19 protein-coding genes are annotated in these 22,035 nt (G+C 44.8%); 8 read left to right on the forward strand and 11 right to left on the reverse strand.

Annotated features, from left to right (window positions below; genetic code table 11):
* The first annotated feature begins 257 nt into the window (after nt 1–257).
* The 4 genes from QWT68_RS08390 to QWT68_RS08405 all read left to right on the forward strand — a co-directional run bounded on the left by QWT68_RS08390 (nt 258) and on the right by QWT68_RS08405 (nt 4,347).
* On the forward strand, nt 258–1,082 hold the full coding sequence (locus tag QWT68_RS08390) for an SAM-dependent methyltransferase (protein WP_290147832.1): 825 nt from the start codon (nt 258–260) through the stop codon (nt 1,080–1,082).
* A 141-nt stretch (nt 1,083–1,223) separates the two neighbouring features.
* Nucleotides 1,224–1,847 (forward strand): TetR/AcrR family transcriptional regulator, encoded by a 624-nt coding sequence (locus QWT68_RS08395; RefSeq protein ID WP_290147833.1) that lies wholly within the window; start codon nt 1,224–1,226, stop codon nt 1,845–1,847.
* Nucleotides 1,848–1,861: 14 nt separating this feature from the next.
* Entirely contained in the window at nt 1,862–2,755 is an 894-nt protein-coding gene (locus QWT68_RS08400; RefSeq protein WP_290147834.1) for an ABC transporter ATP-binding protein, read from the forward strand.
* Nucleotides 2,752–4,347, forward strand: a complete 1,596-nt coding sequence (locus QWT68_RS08405; RefSeq protein ID WP_290147835.1) for an ABC transporter permease — start codon at nt 2,752–2,754, stop codon at nt 4,345–4,347. The genes QWT68_RS08400 and QWT68_RS08405 overlap by 4 nt, the downstream gene beginning before the upstream one ends.
* 141 nt (nt 4,348–4,488) lie before the next feature.
* Here QWT68_RS08405 and QWT68_RS08410 read toward each other — a convergent pair whose 3' ends face one another.
* The 4 genes from QWT68_RS08410 to QWT68_RS08425 all read right to left on the reverse strand — a co-directional run bounded on the left by QWT68_RS08410 (nt 4,489) and on the right by QWT68_RS08425 (nt 7,905).
* A complete protein-coding gene (locus tag QWT68_RS08410; RefSeq protein WP_290147837.1) occupies nt 4,489–4,707 on the reverse strand; it encodes a hypothetical protein in 219 nt (72 codons plus the stop codon).
* Between the two features lie 1,319 nt (nt 4,708–6,026).
* Nucleotides 6,027–6,797: a geobacillin-26 family protein gene (locus QWT68_RS08415; RefSeq protein ID WP_290147839.1), complete on the reverse strand. Its 771-nt coding sequence runs from the start codon at nt 6,795–6,797 to the stop codon at nt 6,027–6,029.
* A 204-nt stretch (nt 6,798–7,001) separates the two neighbouring features.
* Nucleotides 7,002–7,172, reverse strand: a complete 171-nt coding sequence (locus tag QWT68_RS08420; RefSeq protein ID WP_290147840.1) for a hypothetical protein — start codon at nt 7,170–7,172, stop codon at nt 7,002–7,004.
* A 16-nt stretch (nt 7,173–7,188) separates the two neighbouring features.
* Nucleotides 7,189–7,905 carry a geobacillin-26 family protein gene (locus QWT68_RS08425; protein ID WP_290147841.1) on the reverse strand — a complete coding sequence of 239 codons (717 nt, stop codon included), beginning with the start codon at nt 7,903–7,905 and terminating at the stop codon, nt 7,189–7,191.
* Nucleotides 7,906–8,137: 232 nt separating this feature from the next.
* Here QWT68_RS08425 and QWT68_RS08430 point away from each other — a divergent pair, with 232 nt between their 5' ends.
* Entirely contained in the window at nt 8,138–9,004 is an 867-nt protein-coding gene (locus QWT68_RS08430) for an Rgg/GadR/MutR family transcriptional regulator (RefSeq protein WP_290147842.1), read from the forward strand.
* A 286-nt stretch (nt 9,005–9,290) separates the two neighbouring features.
* On the opposite strand, the gene QWT68_RS08435 is transcribed toward QWT68_RS08430, so the two are convergent.
* The 4 genes from QWT68_RS08435 to tnpB (QWT68_RS08450) form a co-directional block, all read right to left on the reverse strand.
* A complete protein-coding gene (locus tag QWT68_RS08435; RefSeq protein ID WP_290147843.1) occupies nt 9,291–9,572 on the reverse strand; it encodes a hypothetical protein in 282 nt (93 codons plus the stop codon).
* 403 nt (nt 9,573–9,975) lie between these two features.
* The gene (tnpC, locus tag QWT68_RS08440; RefSeq protein ID WP_290147844.1) at nt 9,976–11,406 is read right to left on the reverse strand and encodes an IS66 family transposase; all 1,431 of its coding nucleotides are present in this window, start codon (nt 11,404–11,406) and stop codon (nt 9,976–9,978) included.
* Between the two features lie 12 nt (nt 11,407–11,418).
* Nucleotides 11,419–11,547, reverse strand: coding sequence for a hypothetical protein (locus QWT68_RS08445; protein WP_290147846.1), 129 nt, complete (start codon nt 11,545–11,547; stop codon nt 11,419–11,421).
* Nucleotides 11,548–11,614: 67 nt separating this feature from the next.
* Nucleotides 11,615–11,968, reverse strand: coding sequence for an IS66 family insertion sequence element accessory protein TnpB (tnpB, locus tag QWT68_RS08450; RefSeq protein ID WP_290147848.1), 354 nt, complete (start codon nt 11,966–11,968; stop codon nt 11,615–11,617).
* A 243-nt stretch (nt 11,969–12,211) separates the two neighbouring features.
* Between tnpB (QWT68_RS08450) and QWT68_RS08455 the strand changes: the two genes are divergently transcribed.
* The 3 genes from QWT68_RS08455 to tnpC (QWT68_RS08465) all read left to right on the forward strand — a co-directional run bounded on the left by QWT68_RS08455 (nt 12,212) and on the right by tnpC (QWT68_RS08465) (nt 14,389).
* A complete protein-coding gene (locus QWT68_RS08455; protein ID WP_290147850.1) occupies nt 12,212–12,403 on the forward strand; it encodes a hypothetical protein in 192 nt (63 codons plus the stop codon).
* Entirely contained in the window at nt 12,400–12,753 is a 354-nt protein-coding gene (tnpB, locus tag QWT68_RS08460) for an IS66 family insertion sequence element accessory protein TnpB (protein WP_290147851.1), read from the forward strand. The genes QWT68_RS08455 and tnpB (QWT68_RS08460) overlap by 4 nt, the downstream gene beginning before the upstream one ends.
* Nucleotides 12,754–12,826: 73 nt before the next feature.
* Nucleotides 12,827–14,389 carry an IS66 family transposase gene (gene tnpC / locus QWT68_RS08465; RefSeq protein ID WP_431312220.1) on the forward strand — a complete coding sequence of 521 codons (1,563 nt, stop codon included), beginning with the start codon at nt 12,827–12,829 and terminating at the stop codon, nt 14,387–14,389.
* A 411-nt stretch (nt 14,390–14,800) separates the two neighbouring features.
* Here tnpC (QWT68_RS08465) and QWT68_RS08470 read toward each other — a convergent pair whose 3' ends face one another.
* The 3 genes from QWT68_RS08470 to QWT68_RS08480 all read right to left on the reverse strand — a co-directional run bounded on the left by QWT68_RS08470 (nt 14,801) and on the right by QWT68_RS08480 (nt 20,008).
* Nucleotides 14,801–15,850, reverse strand: coding sequence for a DUF1015 family protein (locus QWT68_RS08470; RefSeq protein WP_290147853.1), 1,050 nt, complete (start codon nt 15,848–15,850; stop codon nt 14,801–14,803).
* A 1,363-nt stretch (nt 15,851–17,213) separates the two neighbouring features.
* A complete protein-coding gene (locus tag QWT68_RS08475; protein ID WP_290147854.1) occupies nt 17,214–18,170 on the reverse strand; it encodes a hypothetical protein in 957 nt (318 codons plus the stop codon).
* A gap of 26 nt (nt 18,171–18,196) precedes the next feature.
* Nucleotides 18,197–20,008 (reverse strand): aminotransferase class I/II-fold pyridoxal phosphate-dependent enzyme, encoded by a 1,812-nt coding sequence (locus tag QWT68_RS08480; protein WP_290147855.1) that lies wholly within the window; start codon nt 20,006–20,008, stop codon nt 18,197–18,199.
* Between the last annotated feature and the right edge of the window lie 2,027 nt (nt 20,009–22,035).

The following is a 22,035-nucleotide window of genomic DNA, read 5'->3' on the forward strand; positions in this document are numbered from 1 at the left end:
CAGAAGGAAACTGTCCTGATTTACCTCAGGGCAGGTGAAAGTATGGGTCCGATCCAATCTGCAATTGTCAAATTGAAGTTTGCCATAGTGATCACCTGCCCTCTCTGAAAGTTATCTACATCATACGGAACTATCACTAGTAAGTCAATGAGATATTTTTTAATTCCATCGATTCAATTAATTATATATGCGTCCGCCTTTCAAACCGGTTATCATAGAGGAAACCTGAAAGACACCCATTGAAATGAGGGATCCTCTTGACCCAATACACCATCAACCAGCAAACCCGGGACTTTCTGGATGAACATCACTTATACGAAGACGACGACATCCAGCAGATCCAGCTGCAGCATCGGCTTGCGCTTGTCGACGCGTTCGCTTTGCCAAAAGGCGGACGGATCCTCGAGATCGGCTGCGGACAGGGCGACACGACAATGGCAATCGCGCATGCCATCGGCGAAGACGGATCGGTCACCGCCATCGATCCGGCCAGCCGCGAGTACGGCGCGCCGTTCACGTTAGGTCAGGCCACTGATCGGATTCTGCAGTCCACACTCGGCGACCGGATCATGTTCCATCTAGAGACCGATTTCCTGGACTATGAAGTTTCCGAACCGTTCGACGTCGCGGTGCTGTCCCATTGTTCCTGGTATTTCAAAAGCGCCACAGAACTGCTGGCACTTCTGAAGAAAGTTCGGCCCGCCGCGAAACAGATCTGTTTCGCCGAATGGGATCTGGCGTTCACCGATCTCGGCCAGCGGAGCCACTTCTGTGCGGTGTCCATACTCGCGCTGTATTCACAGTTCATCGAAAACGACAGCAACGTCCAAACCCTGTTCCATAAGACAGAAATCCGGCGCCTCCTGGAACAGGCCGGCTTTACAACGGACGCCCCGGCAACCGTCGATGCCACCCACCTGCCCGACGGCGGCTGGGAGCGCGGATATGCCAACAGCATACGGACGGAACTCGAGGAAGCAGCGCCAGCCATGGGTTCCCTGCTCACCAGCTATTACGAATTGTTGAATGAACCGGATGACGCCATCCCCTCGCTGAACAGTTTCGTATTGTCGGGGGCTTGAGGGACGGCCATCTTGAAAGTTATCTGTAAGTTCAAGAAAAACTGTAGACCCATCTGGTCGACTGTGATATTCTATAGTCGACCAGTCAGGTCTATTCTTTTTCACGAAAATCGACCACTTCGGTCTACGAAGGAGTTCATGATGACTACTAAATTCACGACACTCGACAAAACCAAACAGAAACGGATCACCGACGCCGCAATGCGGGAGTTCGCACAGTATGCATATGACCAAGCGTCGACAAACCGGATCGTCCAGGAAGCGGGCATCGGCAAGGGGATGCTGTTCCACTACTTCGGCTCGAAGGAAGCTCTGTATGCCTATTTGGCCAAGCGGGCGATCACTGTTCTCGAGGAGCTGTACACGCAGTACATTGACATGGACGAATCTGATTTCATAGAGCGCATGAAAGGGTCTGCAAAATTGAAGATGGAGGTGTACCAGCGCTATCCGGACCTGTTCAACTTCATCGCCCAGACGGTGTTGGAAAAGGAATCGAAGCTGCCGAAGCCGCTCGCGGACCGGCTCGATACTATGCAGCAGGATGGTATGCGGCGGCTGTTCAGCGGACTCGATACGACGCTGTTCCGCGACGAAGTACCTGGCGAGGACGTACTGAAGCTGATCAGCTGGTCCATCGACGGCTACAGTCAGGAACTGCTCGCGAAGCTAAATGGCGCGGCATTCACAGAGATCGACCTGGAGCCGCATTGGCAGCAGTTCTATGAGTTCCTCGACGTATTGAAACGGGTCTATTACAAATAAGGGGGCGGATCGGTATGGCGGTATTGGAAGTGGAAGGACTGACGAAGACATTCGGGAAATTCAAAGCGCTCGATGATGTGACGTTCCGGGTGGAGCCCGGCGAAGTGTTCGGCTTCATCGGACCGAATGGCGCCGGGAAGTCGACGACGATCCGGGTGCTGCTCGGGCTGCTGAAGCGGGATGGCGGGACAGCGAAGATATTCGGAAAGGATGTCTGGACGGACTCCGTAAACATCCACAAGCGGATTGCGTATGTGCCTGGCGATGTCACGCTCTGGCCGAACTTGACGGGCGGCGAAGTGATCGATGTGTTCGCTGGCCTGCATGGACATTCGGATGGAAAAAGGCGCAATGAACTGATCGAGCGGTTCGACCTCAATCCGTCGAAGAAATGCCGGACGTACTCGAAAGGCAACCGGCAGAAAGTCGCGCTGATTGCCGCCTTCGCCTCAAACGCCGACCTGTTTATCCTGGATGAACCGACGTCCGGGCTCGACCCGCTCATGGAGCGTGTCTTCCAGCAATGCGTCGCCGAGGTGAAAGAGGCCGGCAAGAGCGTCCTGCTGTCGAGCCACATCCTGTCCGAAGTCGAGCGGCTGTGCGACCGGGTCGGCATCATTCGGCAAGGGACGATTGTCGAAACCGGCACGCTTGCGGAACTGCGCCACCTGACCCGCACCAATCTGACAGTGGCACTTGCCTCCCCTGCCTCCAGACTTGCAGAGCTGGACGGCATTCATAATTTGATCAATGAAAACGGCACCCTGACGTTCCAGGCGGACAGCAACAAACTTGGCGACATCATGGCGATTCTCGCGCCGTATGGCATCGAGCGTCTCGAAAGTGCGCCGCCGACGCTCGAAGACCTGTTCATGCAGCATTACGACCACCGGGAGGCATCGCGATGAGCGCACAAGCAACCGGCAGCATGCGGCTCTTCCGCTTCATCATAAGGCGCGACTGGCTGCGGCTCTTCATCTGGATTGCAGCCATCACCGCCATCACCGTCGCGGTCCCGCCGGCCTTCCAGGACCTCTATCCGACACCGGCAGCACGCGACACGATGGCCGAAACGATGAAGAACCCGGCGATGACCGCCATGGTCGGACCCGGCAATCTTGCCCACTACACACTCGGCGCCATGACCACCCACCAGATGCTCCTGCTGACGGCGGTCGCCGTCGCGATTATGAATATCCTGCTCGCCGTCCGGCTTACGCGGGCAGAAGAGGAGGCGGGCATCTCGGAAATGCTCCTCGCCCTTCCCGTCGGCCGGCGTGCACCGCTTCTCGCAGCGGCTGGCGTGCTGGCGCTGGTCAACCTGGTGTTGGCCGCAGCTATCTCGATTGGGCTTGCCACTCTAGGCTTGGACAGCCTGACCGTCAGCGGTTCGCTGCTGTACGGACTGACACTCGGTGGTGCCGGGCTATTCTTCGCTGCCGCTGCCCTGATTGCGGCGCAACTGTCCGAAAGCGCACGCGGCGCGACAGGTCTCGCAATGATCGCGCTGATCCTCGCTTTCCTGCTCCGCGCAGCCGGTGACGCCGCCGAGTCCCGGCTTTCCTGGCTGACGCCACTCGGCTGGGTCACCGCCGTCCAGCCGTTCGCCGGCAACCAAGTCTTGCCGCTCGTCCTGCTCGCAGCGGGTGCCCTGCTGCTGGCCGTGATCGCATGGACGCTGCAAGGCAGCCGCGACCTCGGTGCCGGCCTCCTGCAGGCTAGACAAGGACGTACCAGTGCTTCCAGCTCGCTGCGGACACCGCTCGGCCTCGTCTTGCGCCTCCAGCGCACTTCACTCATCATCTGGGGCATCGGTATGGTCGTCCTCGGCCTCGCCTACGGATCCGTTCTCGGCGACTTGGAGAGCTTCTTCGAAGGGAATGAGTTGCTGCAGAACATGCTTACCGTTGGCAGCACCCGGCCCATCCCCGAACAGTTTCTGCCGATGCTCATGCTCGTCATGGCCCTGATCGCCACCATTCCAGCGATATTGTCCATGCAGCAGCTGCTCAGCGAAGAAAAGAACGGCCGCATCGACAGCATTCTCGGCCGCCCGGTCTCGCGGGTGCGGCTGATTGGAACGTATCTGACCGTCGCTGGGATGACTGGCATCCTGATGAACTCTCTGGCCGCCGCTGGTCTATGGCTCGCCGGCCGCAGTGCGATGGCCACTCCGCTTCCACTGTCGATGATCATAGGTGCGAGCACCATACAGATTCCGGCGCTCCTTGTGATGGTGGCGTTAACGGCTTTGCTGATAGGTGTATTACCAAAAGCCAGCCCGCTGATCTGGCTCCTCCTCGTCTATTCGTTTGCCGTCCTGTATTCGGGGAGCTTGTTCCAGCTGCCGGCCTGGATGGCTGACATCTCGCCGTTCGGCTCGGTACCGGAATGGCCGGTGGAGGAAATGGATTGGGTGGCGATTGTAGAGCTGGTGGTGGTTGGGGTGATTATTGGAGTGGGTGGAGTGTTTGGGTATCGGGAGAGAAATATTGGCTGAGAAGTTGGCTAATGCATATTCCAGAAGAGTTTCTTTGCGGATCTGTACGCTGGATGATTTACGATGCAACAACTAGCTAGTATCTTTTCCAGCTCCCCAAAAATGCAAGTCTCGCAATCACAAATTGGCGTAGTCTTCCTTCTATTTCTGAATAGCTGCGAGCTGCTCTTGGATTTCCTCATTCAGCTCTGCAGCTTCTTTCTTGTACAAGTCAGTTGCCGCCGCATATTGGGCAATATCTTTCATTTGGTACAACCGTGCTTCAATCTGTTCAAGTATGGCGTCTTGCTGCTTCACTTTCTGCAATTCATTTTCTATAGCTTGAATGTCTGACTGAACTTTTTTATTGATAGTGATCACTACCTTTCTTATGCTTGGAATCGTCTCGCCGGGATGAACATACGTTCTAATTGATCTATGCGACGCACAGGTCACCACACAATCACAATGAACTAACTTAAAAACCAAAAAGGCGGTACTTCCAGAGAAGTACCTACCATTTTGCCGCATTAAATATTATTAAGATTTTTTGCTAAGTTTATCCAAGATGATGAGTTGGAAACCAAATACCAAACCTATTGGGACAACCAAGCTGAAAAATGGCCCTAAATCTTCTTTGAAAAGATTAACTGTTAATAAAAATAAGGTCAAACAAATAACTATACCCAATACTAATTGAAATGTAATCCGCATAATTTAGCTCCCTATCTTTTGGTAAAGGATTAGTAATTGAATAGTATCATAGGTGAAGTCGCTTTAGTTACTTTTGTGACTCCACCAACAGAAATAGAACCTGTTTTGATTCCGATACTCGGAGAAGCAGAAAGCTGGATTGTGATGTGATCGTAATGTCCGTAAGCGTTTGCCCGTAAAACATTGGAACTACCTTTTTTAAAAGAGGTGCCTGTGCGCGAAATATTCTGAATGTTTAAACAAACACGATTGTTTCTCACACAGGCACCCCTCACTACAGGCACCCCTCACTACAATGACGACCTCCTGTTGTTCAATTAATATAGCTAATATTCAACTTTAATCCCAAATAATATAAACTAAATTTATCAAAAAATATAACAATCCGAGTAAAACAAACAAATAGCCTAATGTATTAGTATACTGGTTTTTCTTCTTCTTGATTTTAAGTGCATATAAGCCTAAGAAAAAAACCAAAATTCCTAACAATAGATTTACATAATTAAATATCGCCATTACTAATTAACACCTCATACCTGCCAATAATAGTGATAAGCCCTTTTAGCGGCTCTCTCCATCGATATACAATAATTATATGCAGCACCGGATATTCCTATCGCCGTTATTCCAACAGCTACACCTGCCGCTCCATTTATTGCAGCCACAACTGAAAAAGAGGTGCCTGTGCGCGAAACATTCATGAATGTTTAAACAAACACGATTGTTTCTCACACAGGCACCCCTCACTACAATGACGACCTCCTGTTGTTCAATTAATATAGCTAATATTCAACTTTAATCCCAAATAATATAAACTAAATTTATCAAAAAATATAACAATCCGAGTAAAACAAACAAATAGCCTAATGTATTAGTATACTGGTTTTTCTTCTTCTTGATTTTAAGTGCATATAAGCCTAAGAAAAAAACCAAAATTCCTAACAATAGATTTACATAATTAAATATCGCCATTACTAATTAACACCTCATACCTGCCAATAATAGTGATAAGCCCTTTTAGCGGCTCTCTCCATCGATATACAATAATTATATGCAGCACCGGATATTCCTATCGCCGTTATTCCAACAGCTACACCTGCCGCTCCATTTATTGCAGCCACAACTAAAGAAGCGATTGTTAAAATACCAACACCTGTAACTGCTCCAATAAATCTTCTTTCGTAATCATTTAATGAATCAACGGAATCTTTAAATCCTTTTAAATTAGATTTATTTTTATTTGTTTCGTTTACATTGTAATATAAGATCGAAGTAAGAGAGTTTCCGTTAGGTCTTCTCATTTGCCATTTGTTTGGAGATCCATAATTGATTGTATATTCAAAGTTAGTCCATGTGTTTTCTTCTAATTTACCTGCTAAAGCATTCATTTCATTTTCAGATTCTATCTTTAACTGTTCTTTTGCTATTGCATTTAAATCTAAAACAACCTCCTCTTGTCCTTCTACTTTAGTAGTGAGAACATTAGTTAGTTTATTGAAAATAGCAATACTTTTCACGCCATCTTGAACTGATTCTACTACTCTTTCAGTTGAATTGTCTACAAGGATATTCAAACTTAATTCAGGCATGTCCGAGTTAATTAAATTATAAGTACCTTCAAATTCTTTTGTTATCAATTCATTTTTCAAATCCATATTACTTCCAGGACTTTTATCGAAACCAATTGCAAATACCTCACTTATTGAGGTACTACTAAACGCCAATACCAAACAAAGTAAAAATACTAATTTCTTCATCTCAACATCTCCCCTTGCTGTATTTTGATGATACAATTAAAGTGTTTATCAAAAATGGTGCCTGTGCGCGAAACATTCATAAATGTGTAAACAAACACGATTGTTTCTCGCACAGGCACCGATCATTCGGTTTCTCGCACAGGCACCGATCATTCAAGTCTGGTTCGTTCCTCAGTGGCTGACGCGGAGACTCATACAATCAGATCACCAGACATACCAAGTGACCACCACCGATATCATCGCCATCAATAAATACGTATAGCCGAGGATACGGGTCACATTGTTCTTATTCTTTCTGAGAAACAAGTAATAGAGCCCGATGCTGAAAATGAACACAGTCATCAGAAGCAGCACAAGAATGATCAAGTTCATCATGGACAAGCTCCTTTCATCACTTGACGCGGTGGTAGTACGTATTCGCGAGATTTGCATGCCGGTGCAGTTTGACAAGTGAATCCAGCGCCGTTCCATATGCTCCTAACGCTGCGAGACCTGCAGTCAGTGTACCTGCACCTGCTGTCGGCACTGATAGAATGAAGGAAAGCCAACTGAGTCCCAGAGAAGTCAGCGAACTTCCGATTGCTTTGAATTCGTAATAGTTGATGTTCTCCACTGCTGTCTGGAAAGACGCTAAGTTGCCTTTATTCGAAGCTGTCCTGTTCACTTTCTTATAATAGTACTTGAAGAGGGAGTCTTCTTTCGGCCTGCGGAGTTCCCACTTCTCCGTTGATCCGTGAGTGATGATGTATTCATAATTCATGAACGTCTTTTGCTTTGTCGTCGCAGCCAGCATGCCCAATTGCGGTTCCTCCGGGGACACGGTGATCAACTCATCGGCTACCGCTTGGCGTGTCAGCTCGGTCATATTGTAAGTGACTGGCTTGTGACCGGTTTCTTCGATTGTCAGCAGATTCAACTTCTTGTTGTATACCGCTTTCGTCACTACACCATCCGTGACTGTCTGAACAACTCGTTCAATTCCCGTATCCTTTAAGACTACGGGACTTCCGTCACTTGCCGATGCAAAGACCGTCACAGGGGTGGCTGCGGTACTCAGCAAGATTAGTGCAGCTAGTACGAGCAAGATCCGTTTTACGTTTTTGAGCACGTCTTCTTCCTCCCTTAGTGGAAATATCATTTCGTATTACCTTTCACCCGAGTCGGCTGGTACAGGAAACTTATTTACTGTGACTGATTCATCCTCCGGAAATAAGCCAAATATCCAGCAATGTCATGACGAAGTCGATCATCGGTACACGCCCCCCTTTTTCTTTCAGTATAAGTTATACTTACAAGTATCAGACAAATTATCAGAAAACTGATAAAAGGGGTGGAATCGATTGGCACACTATGGACAGTCACTAAAGAAGGTCCGAAAAAACAAGCATCTCTCCCAGCAGAAAGTCGCAACAACCGCACTCTCCCAAGCGGCCTATTCCAACTTCGAAGCCGGCAAATCGGATATTGGATCGGCAGCCTTCGTACATCTGCTCAATCAGCTGCAGCTCACATTCGAAGAACTCGACTATCTCCAGAACGGCTGTCAATTTGGAGAGTCAGACCATCTGATCCAGCGCTTTTTCCGTCTCCCATACAACAACAAAACTGAAATTCAAGACCTGATCCGCTCGATTGATATGTCCTTGGAAGCCGTACCGAACAACTATCTGATGGAAATCAGGCAGGTCTGCGAAGCGCTGCTCATCCTTGAGACATCCGGAAGCCTGAACGATGCACGGGAGAAAGTGCAGCACGTATGGGAACGCATTTCGAATTATGACCAATGGTATCTGATGGACATCAAACTGCTCAATGCCATGCTCTATTTTTTCGACAGCGATACCGTTATCCCCCTGGCCGACAAACTTCTCGAAAGACTCAGTGAGTACAACGGATTCGCGGATGCCATCAAACTAAGCATCACGATTCAAATCAACTCTTCCATGATCCTGATCCAAAACGGCGCCTACACAGCCGCCCGCACACGGTTGGATCGCCTGCTAAAAAAGCAGCTCCGCCAACTGCCCTACCCCTCCTTGGCGGTCTGTTGCAGCCGGCTGGCGATCTGCTGCTCCCACATAGATCTCGACCATGCTGCTTACCACTATGACAAGGCAGTCGCGCTGCTGAAACTGTACGAAGACGATCACTTGCTTCAGATGATCCAGGAGGAATACAGCAAGTATTCGAAGCCGGAAGTTGTGTAACAGTTACTACCATGAAATGAGAGAGAAATTGCAACCAGCCAGGCCGTCATTTCACGTGAAGCCGCGATGGTTGGACTGGTTGGCTGGAGTATAGGCGGATGGATTATCCGCAGCATGCTTGGGGTTTGTGGTGCTCAGCAGCTAATGTGACTTCAATCTGCAAACAGATCCAGCCGCCGGCATAGCTGGTGGAGGAGTAGGATATTGGAGGAGGGATTGGACAGTACATCATTTTCACAGTCGACAAATGACATACCGGCTGCTTGATGGGGGCATGAACAACCAACTATTGTAGAGTTGAAAACCCGTCTGACACACCATGTAATTTCAATTCTGATAATCCTTCAAAGTCTTCCTTCAATCTCTCAATAGCTGCCAGCTGATCTTGGATTTCTCCATTCAGCTCTGCAGCTTTCTCCTTGTCCAAGTCATTTGCCGCAGCAAACTGGGCAATGTCCTTCATCCGGTACAACCGCTCTTCGATTTGCGCCAGCACCGCATCCTGCTCCTTCACTTTCTGCAATTCAATTTCGATAGCTTGAATATCTGGCTGTACTTGTTTACTCATGGTGATCACTACCTTTCTCATTTTTGAGACGCCTTGTTGAAAAAGAACATACGTTCTAACTCGTGGTATACTTATCTTATCATAATTGAGATAGGAGCAATCGCCATGTCTTCTGTATTCCATCAGCGTATGTGCGGCAAGCTGTTAGGGGATGGCTGCATTGTCCAGCAGGCCGGCAGGAAACCGAGATTTCAATTCATCCACAGACGGCAGGACGAACAGTGGGCACTCCACTGTTACGAGCAGCTAAAGGCTTATATCCCCCTGGCCTTACCATTCCCCCGCAAAACGATAGATAGCCGCGTTCGAAACGGATTCACCGTAAGCCCGTAATATAAAAAAGCGCTACCTATCGGCGCGCCGCACAAATAGCCCTTCTCTTCACCGATTTGAAGAGACAGGGCTATCTCAATTTACACGATTCTTGAATTTCTGGTGACCATGGCAGGAACGAATCGAGCCGTTCACTTTGCTGCTGAATACTCATAGTGGGTAGATCTGTGAATATTTTCTTCAAATAGGCATAGAAATCGATCCCATGAAGTTTTGCAGTCTCCGACAAACTTAGGCAAATCGCGTTTGCTTGTGCACCTGCTTCACTGACAGAAAAGAGCCAGTTTTTTCGTCCAATCACGTTCGGACGAATGGCATTTTCAGCTGGATTATTATCGATTTCAATTCGGCCATCATGAAGGAATCGTTGAAGCGCCTCTTTTCGCTTTAATGTATACTCAGCTGCCGTCGCAATGGCATTCTTCCCGTAAAAATGACCGTTCTCAATCCATTTGAAGAAGTCATCAAGGATTGGCTTAGAATATTTCTTGCGCATTCTACGCCGTTTGCTTGGCCGCATTGTTCGGAACTTCCGTTCCAACTGGTAGAGTCGATTACAATAGTCAACACCCATCTGGCCATTTTTACTATCGGCTTTCAGCCAATATCGTCGGACGTGCGCCCAACAGTTGGCAAAGGAGATATCTTCGATATCACCGTAAGCAGAGTAGCCATCACAAATCACGGTACCCTTGAAGCCAGAAAGGAAATTCTTCAATACTTCCTTGGCACGAGACAAGGAATGCTTAAAAATGACCAGTGGAGGCCCTTGGCAAGGAACTGTCTTGTAAACCCAGTTATACGCCTTGGAACTGGCCGGTTTCCCATCACTACGATGAATGACTTGTGATGTCGTCTCGTCTACGTGAAGGATTGTCCGGTTTAAAGCCAGCTCGATCATCCGCCTATACAGTGGTGTCAGCCATTGGTTGGAAGCATTGATCACCCAGTTGGACAAATTCTTATCGTTCGTCTGTAAACCGTAACGAGCCCATTCTTTCACCTGACGATAAAGAGGTAAATATAAAGTGAATTTGTCCGATAGGACTTTCGCCAATACACTTGGACCTGCGAGGCTGCGCTGAATGACTGGCTGTGGTGCTTTTCCTCGAACAATTTTCGTTGGTGTAGATAGATCTGCCTTACAATGCAGGCATTCATAAGCATGTTCCATATGCTGAATTCTCTTCAGTTGCGCCGAAACAAATTCAGCTTCTTCGCGCACAATCGTACCGCCGATTTCCGTTAGTTTGAGATCGCAACAGGCGCAGGTAAGCTGGTCAGGATGATGGTGGATGACCTCTGTTTCGACACCTTCCTGAAAATGATCATTTCGCTTCCTCTTTGATGCTTTACGGACAACAGTATACGAAACTACCTGTTGGCTTTGTTCTTCTGTCTGCTCAGAAAGGGGAAAAGGGTTCTCTTCTTCCTCAAATAAGGAACCTTGCCCTTCGGGCACATTGTATTTTGATTTCTCGGATCGTGAGCCGAATAACATTTTTGTTAAGTGCTAAACCTGTTGGGTCAATTTCTCCACTTGATTGGTCAGCTGTTCATTCTGCTGATTGGAATGCGCCAATTGCTCTTCCAAAATGCGGATGACTTTTTCAAGCGCTTGTTCGGATGTCCGATTGGCCATTTCCTTCACCGCTTTCTTTCTCGTTGAAGGTAGTATACCGAATTACAAGATATCTGAACAGAACTATTTAGAAAGCACCTTGTAAGGAAGGAGCAATTGCCTTCGGCTGCTGAATGGAGAGTCCCTCAAGTAGCCAACGGAGCTCCTGCTGCGACAAGTTTTTCACTTCCTGTTCACTGCATGGCCACTGCAATTTTCCGTTATCCAAGCGCTTGTATAATAGAGCGAATCCATTCCCGTCAAAATACAGACATTTATAGCGATCTTTCTTCCAACCAGCGAAAAGAAAGATGGAATCCCCGTAGGGATCCAGTTCAAAGGAATCCTGTATAAGCGTTGCAAGACCGTCAATACCTTTGCGCATATCTGTTTTTCCGCAGACGATATAGATATTCTGCACTTCTGTATAATCCTGTCTCATCGGTCCATCAGCTCCCTTACGATCATCTGGACGATACGTTCCTCGACGCCGTTATGAAAGACAATTTCGGTGTGGGTCAATTTGATTGTGCAATGGCCGATGGCCTTGATGGCAGTAGTTGATGGGCTGGGTTCTGTTACGGAGTGTAATGTTACGGGGTAAGCCCCCAATCAAACAACGCATATTTTCACCAAGCATCTCCTAGTATGATCAAGATATCAACTTGAAGGAGGTGCTTTTCCTTTGCCAAAAAAACCATTGACTATCATCCCCGTTACATTGCAACCAGCGCCAAACGACGGCCTGACGGCCGTTTCCTCCAGCTTCCCCGGTTCCTGTTGTATCATCAGACTGGGTCATACCGAAGTCACCTTCCAGAACGGCGTGGAAGAGCGCATCATCCAGAGCGTAATAAGGGAGCTGATCCACCGATGAGGCAGGACTACACCCAGGTTCAAAACATCTATATCGTTTGCGGAAAGACCGATATGCGAAAAGGGATCGATGGATTGGCGACGCTGATCCAAGATTCTTTCGAGCTGGACCCCTATAGCGATTCCATCTTCCTGTTCGCCGGCTGGAAAAAAGACCGATACAAATGTCTGTATTTCGACGGTAACGGCTTCGCCATGCTGTATAAGCGGCTGGATAGTGGAAAGCTACAATGGCCAAGAAACGAACAGGAAGTAAAGAACCTGACCCAACAGGAGCTTCGCTGGCTGCTCGAAGGTTTGTCTATCCAGCAACCGAGAGCCATCCAGCCATCGTTGAAAGGGGCTTTCTGAGATTCCACTTTCCACCGTCCTTCGGACCCGTTATAATGTAAGGACCAAAACGGAACGGAAAGTGGTGAGCGATATGGCAAATAAGTCATCGAACGAAAAAATTATTCGGCTATTGGAAGATCAGCTGTCCCATTCTAACGAACAGATCCATCAGCTGACCAAACGGATTGAATCGCTCACCCAACAAGTGCAGAATCTGACGAAGCTCCTGTACGGATCCAAAACGGAGAAATCTAAGTATCAGGCGCCCGATGGGCAGGGATCATTATTCGACGAAGATGAATCTCCTTTTCCTGACTCTGAGCACACAGAGGAACAAAGCCAACAGACGATCTCCTATACTGTTGTCCGGAAAGCTAAGCGGAAGAAGCGGAATGATCTGCTGCAGAAAGACATCGAAACAGAAATCCTCCATCATCATCCGGAAGAGACTGAATGCGCCTGTTGCCGTCAACAGATGACGGAAATCGGCGGAACTATCGTGCGGGAGGAAGCTCTATTCATTCCAGCCAAGATGAAGAAAGTGCTGCATATGGAACACGCCTATGAATGCACTCACTGTAAAAATGATGTGTCGCTCCCTGCCCAGATCATCCGCGGCAAGGCGCCGCAACCAGCCATTCAACGGAGTATTGCCGGTCCCAGCGTCCTGGCAAAAGTCATCTATGATAAGTTCATTCAATACCTGCCCCTTTACCGGCAGGTAAAGGAATGGGAGCGCCACGGACTGATGACCAATGACAAGAACCTGTCCAACTGGGTGATCTCCGCAGCTGATCGATGGTTATCTCCTCTGTACGAGAGGATGAGGGAACTGTTGACGTGCCGGAATGTTCTGCACGTCGACGAGACATATGCACAGGTGGTTCACAGATCAGACGGAAAATCCGGCCAGTCGAAAGCCTTTAATTGGGTGTGCCGCACCGTCCCAAGCCAAGGGCCTGTCATGGTCCTTTTCCGGAGCGCCCTTTCCCGTTCGAGGGTTGCCTTGCGATCATTCATTTCCGGTTACAAGGGAACGCTCATCTGTGATGGCTATTCAGCTTACGGCAATCTGGACGGCATCACATTCGCCAACTGCTGGGCTCACGTCCGGCGGTACTGGCTCAAAGCCGACAGTAAGAATGGACGAATCGGCGTAGCATATTGCGACCAGCTGTATCGGTTGGAACGGAAGTTCAGGAACTTTTCTCCGGGTAAACGGCGAAAGGCATGGAAGAAATACGCCAAACCAATTGTTGATGAATCTTTCCAGTGGATCGAGCAATCCCCGTTCTATGGGAAAAGTGCGCTTGCGACAGCAGCGGAATATACACTGAACCGGTCGGATGGACTTCGAGCGTTTCTAAAGGACGGCAGGATTGAAATCGATAATAATCCCGCGGAGAATGCAATCCGACCGAACGTCATCGGACGGAAAAACTGGTTGTTCTCTGTTAGTGAAGCGGGTGCGCAAGCAAACGCCATCTGTCTGTCTCTTGCCGAAACAGCCAAGATCCATGGCATTGACTTCTACATCTATCTCCAGAAGCTGTTCACAGAACTGCCGAATCTGGATTTTCATCAGGCCCCCGGCCTGTTGGACAATTATTTGCCGTGGTCAGAGAATATCCGACTCTCATGCGGGAGAAAATAGCCCTCCGTTCGAAAATATATCGAACGCTAGGGCTATTTGTGCAGCGCGCCATATTGGGCGTGCTTTTTTATATTTCGGGCTTACAGTGGGACAGGCAATCTCGTCAAGTTCTGGACCTTTCTTAACGTCAATAACAACGGAGTGTAATGTTACGGGGACGATGGTAACTGATTCTTGTGGCATAAGAAAAGCACCTCCTATCGATTAGATAATCCAATCATACCTGGAGATGCTTTCAGTTTATATGCGTCGTTTGATTGGGGGCTTACTTTTAACAAACCGCTGAGTAGTCAAAATAGTGTTGGAGTTGAGTGTCACACAGGTCACCGAACATTACTTTTCTTTTAAATAAAAAAAAAAAAAAAATAATCAATAAATCATCTAGAACACTAGTTTGCCTCTATGAATAGATCATTTATACTGTTTAAAAATTAAAAAAGATGGAAACTTAGGAAAAAAGCATGTTGACTTTGGCGGCATGATGGAGTTTTTATTTGCACACTCAATAAATTCTTCTTTAACTATTGGATAAGTTTCGATCGTAACATCTTTTTTTCTAGATGATAATTTATATTTTCTTAGTTCAGCATCTGAAAGATACTCAAGGCTGCCTGTGTCAAATATACGAAAAGCTTGTGAAATGATTTGCGTATTTAACCGGTATATATCGTTATTACAAAAGTCATCAGAATTTAAGTCTATAAGATTAACTACAAAGCGGTCTCCTTCATATTCAATACGGATTTTACCTTTAGACAGAGGTGTTTCCTCGGGCATAACTTCAAACCTTTTGAAGATAAAATCTTTAGCCTTTTCAAATAGCTGTGCGTCTACATTCGCTATTACCCGATGTATCGGCAAAATATCTAGATATTCAAAGCTAATCAAACAGGAAAGAACCGAATTCTTAAAGCTTGATAATGAACTCGTATATAAACGATGATGTCCATCCGCAACATACATACTTTCTTCATCCACAAATTCCTCTGCAATCTTTTGAGCTTCTTCACCACAAAACACAAAAATCTCTAAATCCTCACTCAGACTATAACTCTCCCTGTACTTCATCTCATCTATATATGATTTATAGTCCACTTTTTTTTTATGGGCAAGTAAGATGGGAGCTGCCTCGCAATTGTAACCATGGAGGTTACTAAGCATTCCTTGGACAGTGTCAGGTAAAACTAGTTCATGACATTTAATTCTACCAGAGTCGTATTCCTTGATGGGTACATCTCCTATCAATCCATATACTTTCCTATATTTAAAAATATACATTACATCTTCATAATCTTTAATTGGCTGTATATTTAACCTATCCTTATCCTTTTGGGTAAGAAACAGAGTTCTTTCATCAAGTGCTAATTTATTATCCTTTATATTAACTAAATTTATAAATTCCGAATCATAAATATCCCCACTAATATTAATAAATGATTTCTCGAGTACATTAATTTCCAAAAGTATTTCACCTCATTATTAGCAGTCCATTTATAACTTGTTTTTAATCCTAAATTGCAACGATAAATTAGCCTACTAGCTAAATTCCAGTGTGTTCACTGATGGGGGCATTTTTCACCCCATTCTTAACTAGCTGTTTTGACCTTAATTTTGTTTCGGAGATTCTCTTCCAGTTTTGCGACTAATTCCTCAAACAGAACGGGCAGCTGTTGGTAATCCAAGATTTTTTCTCGATAATTGATTGAGTGTCTAATAGATGCGTTTGATGGCCCCGCAAGAGTAATCGTCTAACGCTTATCCTTTCGGAATGTAGCGTCTAGAAGACTGTTTTGGCGCGCATTCGATCCTCGCTCATAGGGGGCGTAGGGATGGCAGTAACAGATGTCCGCGACGCCGTATAACCCCTTGGTGAGCTCAAAAATTCACTTCAATTGTAGGATGTTAGCGTCCTGAAAATGTCGAGATTAAGTCACCGAAACCCTCCTCTAATTGATTCAGGGCATGGTCGAAGGAATCGTGAACCTTGTCATCTATCAGGATGGCCTAATAGTATCTCGTCTTCCGCTCGATGTGTGTCAAAGAGGAAATGTCACCGGATTTCAAGCCTTCCACTGTGTCGATCTCCCAGCGACTGAATTCGTTTCGGTCCTCCACTTCAGCAGGGCGTTCGTCAATCCCTTTTTCCTAGGATACCTAGATTTCTTCGGATTAGCAGGGTCTTTGTATTCCTCCTGTTTTTCAGCGGCAAGTCGATATTCTGGACGCTCAAAATGTCCATTTCGGTATAGTTGTATAGCGTCTTTGTTGAGCCCATGGGTTTGTTTTCCAATCGGGTTTGCCCCCAGCGAAACAGACAACAGCTTCAGGTGACCACCCTTGATGGGTGATTCCATCAAATGCGAATTCGATGAACATCCCGGCCGTCGGCAGCTTGCTTTTCGCCCCGCAGTTCAGCCGATTGCACTCGTATACCGCCTGTCCTGTCTCTACGCTGTAGGCCGTATAGGGCGTCCGTCCGGTCTTCAGCTGCGTCGTTGCCTCGCGCTACAGTTCGTTGGCAATCGATTGGTGGTGACGCCCCAAGCGACGTCAGATGTCTCGATTTGAATGCCTCGCATTGTGGAGGGCAGCGATATGACCGCGCTCAAAGGGGGGCAGGTATTTATTCTTCCGGTTTTGTATGATATCCTCAGTCTGTGCTTTTATAAAACTTCCTTTCAATATGAGTCTCGGAACCTCAATGATACACGAAATTTTATAGTGGCATTCTTTTGTTTGGATATAGGTGACTAAGTTGATTCTACAATGAGCCTATAAAATAATAGCTTTGGGAATATAGAAATGCCAAAGTAAAGAAGTTCACTTATATCCAAAATTTATCATCAGGGGCCTTTAGTGAGGTCTCTTGCCCTATTCCCTGCACCTCAGCTAACTGATATATTTTTTCTGAGAAGTAGATGTCATGCATGGACAGTCCAATATTATATACCATAATTCTCTCGGAGTCGTTGCGACGTCCCTCTGCTGTTCCATTAAGTATATCCGACACTTCTGCGAAGTTCTTAAACTGTTTAAAATACTTAAAACCCTTAACATGATCTGTATCATCTGCATATATTTTATCGAAGAATAAATCGCAATTAATAAACCCTCTTGTATGAATTGGTACAACTAAACAACCTTCCTCATAACAATCATTTTCACAGATATCTTCAGCTAAATAAGTAACAGAAGAAATGACCACTTCGCTTCCCTTTACTGTATCTTTATAGGAGTCACAAAAAACACAATCAACACGTTCGGAATTTGGTAGACTATTTATATATTCTTTAAATAATAAATGTTGATCTTTATATTTTAGTAGCTTTAATACAATATTCCTATCAGGGAATAAAGCAAGCAACATTTTCAATGTAGCCCTCGCTTGATTACCTAAACCTATAACTCCTATCTTATTAAAACCTTTCTTACTTAAAAGCTTAATCGAATGTGCAGCAACTGCTCCAGTACGCATGGTGGTTATATAATTTCCATCCAACAATGATTTCAGACGACCAGTTTCATAGTCATAAAGCAAAATCTGACTATCCAAAGCTGGATTTCTGGAAGGATACCTAGTTACTACTTTTACTCCCCCACTATTATCTTGGGGGAGTATAGAAGGCATCACATTATAAAAAACATCTTCCGTTGGTTTCATGCTAATTTTTGCAGGTAACATCACATTCCCTTTGTTTTCGAGCATATCACCTACCCATTTATAACACTGAATTGGTTCTATATTTAATTTCATAATGTCGGTATGTGTTAAAATTTTCATTTCCTTTCCTCCCCCTTAACTAATTTTTAGTCCAATATTTCTTTTAATGCTGCTACCAATTTATTATTTTCTTCCGGACGTTTTACTGCAATTCGAATATATTCACCGTCAAAACCATTTTTTGAAGATAAATCTTTAATTAATAAATCATATTGATCTAGTAACTTTTCTGTTACTTCTTTTGCTGTATGCTTTCCAACAACTTCACACATTAAATAGTTAGCCTGCGACGGTACAACTCGCACATTCTTAACAGTTGAAAGTTCCTCAATGTATTCTCTTCTAACATCTTTAAACTTTCTCATAGCTTCTTCATAATCACTCTTATACTTCTCGAAAATTTGCATATAAAATTCTCCGAAGGAATTAATATTCCAGATAGCTATATCATTCTTCATAAAATTGATGAGTTCCGCATTAAGGGAAGCCAAAACCCCTAGACGAAGCCCTGGTACTCCAAAGGACTTTGAAATACTTTTAATGACAACTAGATCCGGATAGCTATTTAATACCTCTTCATTTAATAGGGTGGCGTTTTCCTCTTCTGCAAAATCAACAAAAGATTCATCTACAATAAAAGTAATCTCTCTATTTTCTGCCCATTCTGCAACCTTTAATATATCGACTTTTTTGATGTAATTTCCAGAAGGATTATCAGGATTAATTAATAATAAAATAGAAATATCCTTATCCACATAGAAGTCCATTAAGTCTTCAGCAGTATAGGAATAATTGTTTTTATTAGGATAATATGGAACAATTTCATCAGAACGTTTACGATTTGGATATTCCTCAAATGTTGGAAGAGCCATTCCAATCTTTCCAGGAAGTCTTTCCATTAATGATTTAATAATTTCAGCTGCGCCGTTCCCTACAACTACATGTTCCTTTTTTAATCCAAAATATTTTGCAGCTAAGAGGCTGTTAACACCCATACCTGACGGATAATCACAAATTAAACGTTCAAAATTTGCTTTTATTTCATCTTGTAATTTTCGAGGCGGATAAAATGGATTAACTAGGTAACAAAAGTCTATTAAATGTGGGTATCTCCAATAACCACCATACCTACTCTGTATTCTTTTTAACTTATCTTCAGTAGAGGTTGTGAATATTGATTCAGCAATGTCAAGGTCCTGTATATCATCTATTTCATACCATGAATCATCACCAAGGATGGTTGCTTTTATATCTGGTCGGTCTAATAGTGTAATCACTTTAAGTACTTGTTCATAATATTCGTTATTTCCTAGCGCTTTACTATATGCTTCTAAAAATGGAACGTAATGAGTAGTTGAAAACTCTTTGCTAAATTTATAGATATTAACTGTTTTGAAGTAGCTTTTAATATCCTCATATTTAAAATCTTTTTTTCCTAAAAAGCTTTTTATGTTATTTTCCTCATCTAAAGTCACTACTGTTCCATCCATCCAACTTTCATACTTAGCTACTAATGCAAGACTTGGATAAGGATCCTCAATAATTTGATTTAACACGGAATCTTCAAAAATAAGGTCAGATTCAAGAAGGAGTGTATCTTCTTTCAACAGATAGTCTCTCGCCATATAAAGCGAATAGATATTATTCGTTTTATCATATATTTCATTTTCTACATACTCTATCGGTGTATTGATTCCCAACGTCGAAATAAAGTCGATAAGTTCTTTTCCTTTATAACCAACTACTACAACAATTTTCGAAAGTTCAACCTTATCCAATTGGCAAAGCATCCTTTCAATCATCGTCATACCGTTTACTTTAACCATACTTTTCGTGTTATTATTAGTTAACTCTTTTAGGCGCTTTCCCATTCCTGCGGCTAATATAATTGATTGCATTATACTCGATCCTTCCTTTGAAACTATTTAAAACATCTGAGTGGCATATACTTAATAAAAAAATTTCTTTTGTCTTATAATTTCAGTATCACAAGCTATAATTTTTTTGTATGTATTTAACGTATTGCAGCAAGCGTGTTGATTAACCAAATAGTGCACAAAAATATGCAAAAAACAGATAACTCAGGTTGAATGTAAGTTGTGACACCAACATTTACGAAACGAGGTCATCCCCATAAATAATGATACCACGCTTCAGACACTGACTAAAAGATTTCTACCAGAAGAAAATTTACAGGCAATCCTGAACGATTTCCAATATGAAAAAACCACCCGCAATTACTCGGTTTCTGTTTTTCTATCCTAGTTCATCCAATCAATCGGCTGTGAATAAGTGGATGAGCCTTCACCATGAATCCAATCCTGAGAGAACTTTAAGACTAACTTCCGTTGATCATTCGTTCCTCTCTAAACATTTGAAAGGGCTGGAATCTGCTATCTTGGACATCTTCAGCAATAAAATGACCCCGGCAGCCAGATTCACTGAAGCTTCCAAAATTACTTCTCTCTATTTATTCCACGACGAATACAGTAGAGAAAAGTGGCTTACCTTGTCCTCCATATAACGGGGAACGGGCAGGGATCAAACTGCATGTCGCGCTGCTGAATAATACCGACATGCCCCTCCGTGATGTGGAGACCACCAGTTTAAAGCAATAAGGCCCTATCAGAAAAGAGCAAGAAAATCCGCGTTTACTTCTAGTCGGCGGGCTTATTTCTCGATCGACAAGGTAGATGACTATCTGGAAAATGATCAGGATTTCATCTAATGTCTGAAGACCAACATCCAGTTGAAAAGTAAGAAATCATTGAAAGGTAGCCGTCCAAAGGACACGAACGTGACTGCAGAATTCATGTGCACGCTTGGTACACTGTAGTAACAGACTCAGAAACGACAGCGAATGGATGGTGCAGTTTCTGGACTATGAGGGCAAGAGTCTCAGCGTTGTGACGAGTCTGAAGAACATAACGAATCAAGAGATTTCCAATTTTCACAAGTCTCTCTTGGTCATCGAATTCTTCTTCCACTGTGTAATGCAGTATCAGAACGTACCGGTTCTCTATGGAACCACTTAAAATGCCGTTTTCAATCAATTCTTCATCATATTGATTATCTATAACTTCCTAAAATTCCTTCACACAAGCGCCCAAGAAAGTTACTTCCAAGTCATTTTCCTTTACAGGCTTTTTGCGCCTGCTTCTTTGCGCTCGAATGGCGTTTGGAAATCAGGAAACAACTCGTGTGACAACAGAAAGTAACAATAGATTATCTATATAATTTCGGATAAACAACACGCATAAAAAAATACAATCATTAAATTCCATGTATTTTTTAGGTTACGAGACTCATTGTGAGATGAAGATTTATAATTGCACACACTGAGAATACGACGCAAAATTGAAGGAATAACCCCTTGTCTCCCTTTGATCGTATCCAAACACTATCCTTCATAGCGTAAATCACACCAATCGAAGCATCGAATATTGCACGGAATGGTAACACCAAGCGATTGCCTATGAACTGAGGCGCGGTTCGACGACTTAGCTGAGGACCGTAGGGCTACAATTTACTGTCTATTTCGTTGACACAGAACAGGCGGTATACGAACGCAATTGGCTGAACTGCGGGGCTAAAAGTAAGCTGCTCACAATCGGTGAATTCATGAGTTCGCTTGTGATCGGATTATCCATCATGGCTGGTCGCCGGATGCCTACTTTGGCTTTGCTGGAAGAAAAGCCGGCTGGAGAAACAAATTTATTATCTCCACCAAGACGTTATACATCTTATAGATGCGATGAGCGTCCGGAATATCGATTTACCAATAAAATCAGACGAGACAAAGACCATGTAGGTCCGTTAAAACTAGTATATTTGTGGCCAAAGGATTGACGAGCGCCTTACTGAAGTAGAGGATCGCATTGAATCCGGTCACATTAAGATCGAAACGGCAGAGGGTATGAAACTC

This window comes from Sporosarcina trichiuri (genome assembly GCF_030406775.1).
In the GTDB taxonomy this organism is placed as follows: Bacteria; Bacillota; Bacilli; order Bacillales_A; family Planococcaceae; genus Sporosarcina; species Sporosarcina trichiuri.

Coding starts and splice junctions, on each gene's coding strand:
- QWT68_RS08395 (WP_290147833.1), top strand. CDS start 1,224: ATGACTACTAAATTCACGACACTCGACAAAACCAAACAGAAACGGATC.
- QWT68_RS08400 (WP_290147834.1), top strand. CDS start 1,862: ATGGCGGTATTGGAAGTGGAAGGACTGACGAAGACATTCGGGAAATTC.
- QWT68_RS08405 (WP_290147835.1), top strand. CDS start 2,752: ATGAGCGCACAAGCAACCGGCAGCATGCGGCTCTTCCGCTTCATCATA.
- QWT68_RS08415 (WP_290147839.1), bottom strand. CDS start 6,797: ATGAAGAAATTAGTATTTTTACTTTGTTTGGTATTGGCGTTTAGTAGT.
- QWT68_RS08420 (WP_290147840.1), bottom strand. CDS start 7,172: ATGATGAACTTGATCATTCTTGTGCTGCTTCTGATGACTGTGTTCATT.
- QWT68_RS08435 (WP_290147843.1), bottom strand. CDS start 9,572: ATGAGTAAACAAGTACAGCCAGATATTCAAGCTATCGAAATTGAATTG.
- tnpC (WP_290147844.1), bottom strand. CDS start 11,406: ATGTTATTCGGCTCACGATCCGAGAAATCAAAATACAATGTGCCCGAA.
- QWT68_RS08445 (WP_290147846.1), bottom strand. CDS start 11,547: ATGGCCAATCGGACATCCGAACAAGCGCTTGAAAAAGTCATCCGCATT.
- tnpB (WP_290147848.1), bottom strand. CDS start 11,968: ATGAGACAGGATTATACAGAAGTGCAGAATATCTATATCGTCTGCGGA.
- tnpB (WP_290147851.1), top strand. CDS start 12,400: ATGAGGCAGGACTACACCCAGGTTCAAAACATCTATATCGTTTGCGGA.
- tnpC (WP_431312220.1), top strand. CDS start 12,827: ATGGCAAATAAGTCATCGAACGAAAAAATTATTCGGCTATTGGAAGAT.
- QWT68_RS08475 (WP_290147854.1), bottom strand. CDS start 18,170: ATGAAAATTTTAACACATACCGACATTATGAAATTAAATATAGAACCA.
- QWT68_RS08480 (WP_290147855.1), bottom strand. CDS start 20,008: ATGCAATCAATTATATTAGCCGCAGGAATGGGAAAGCGCCTAAAAGAG.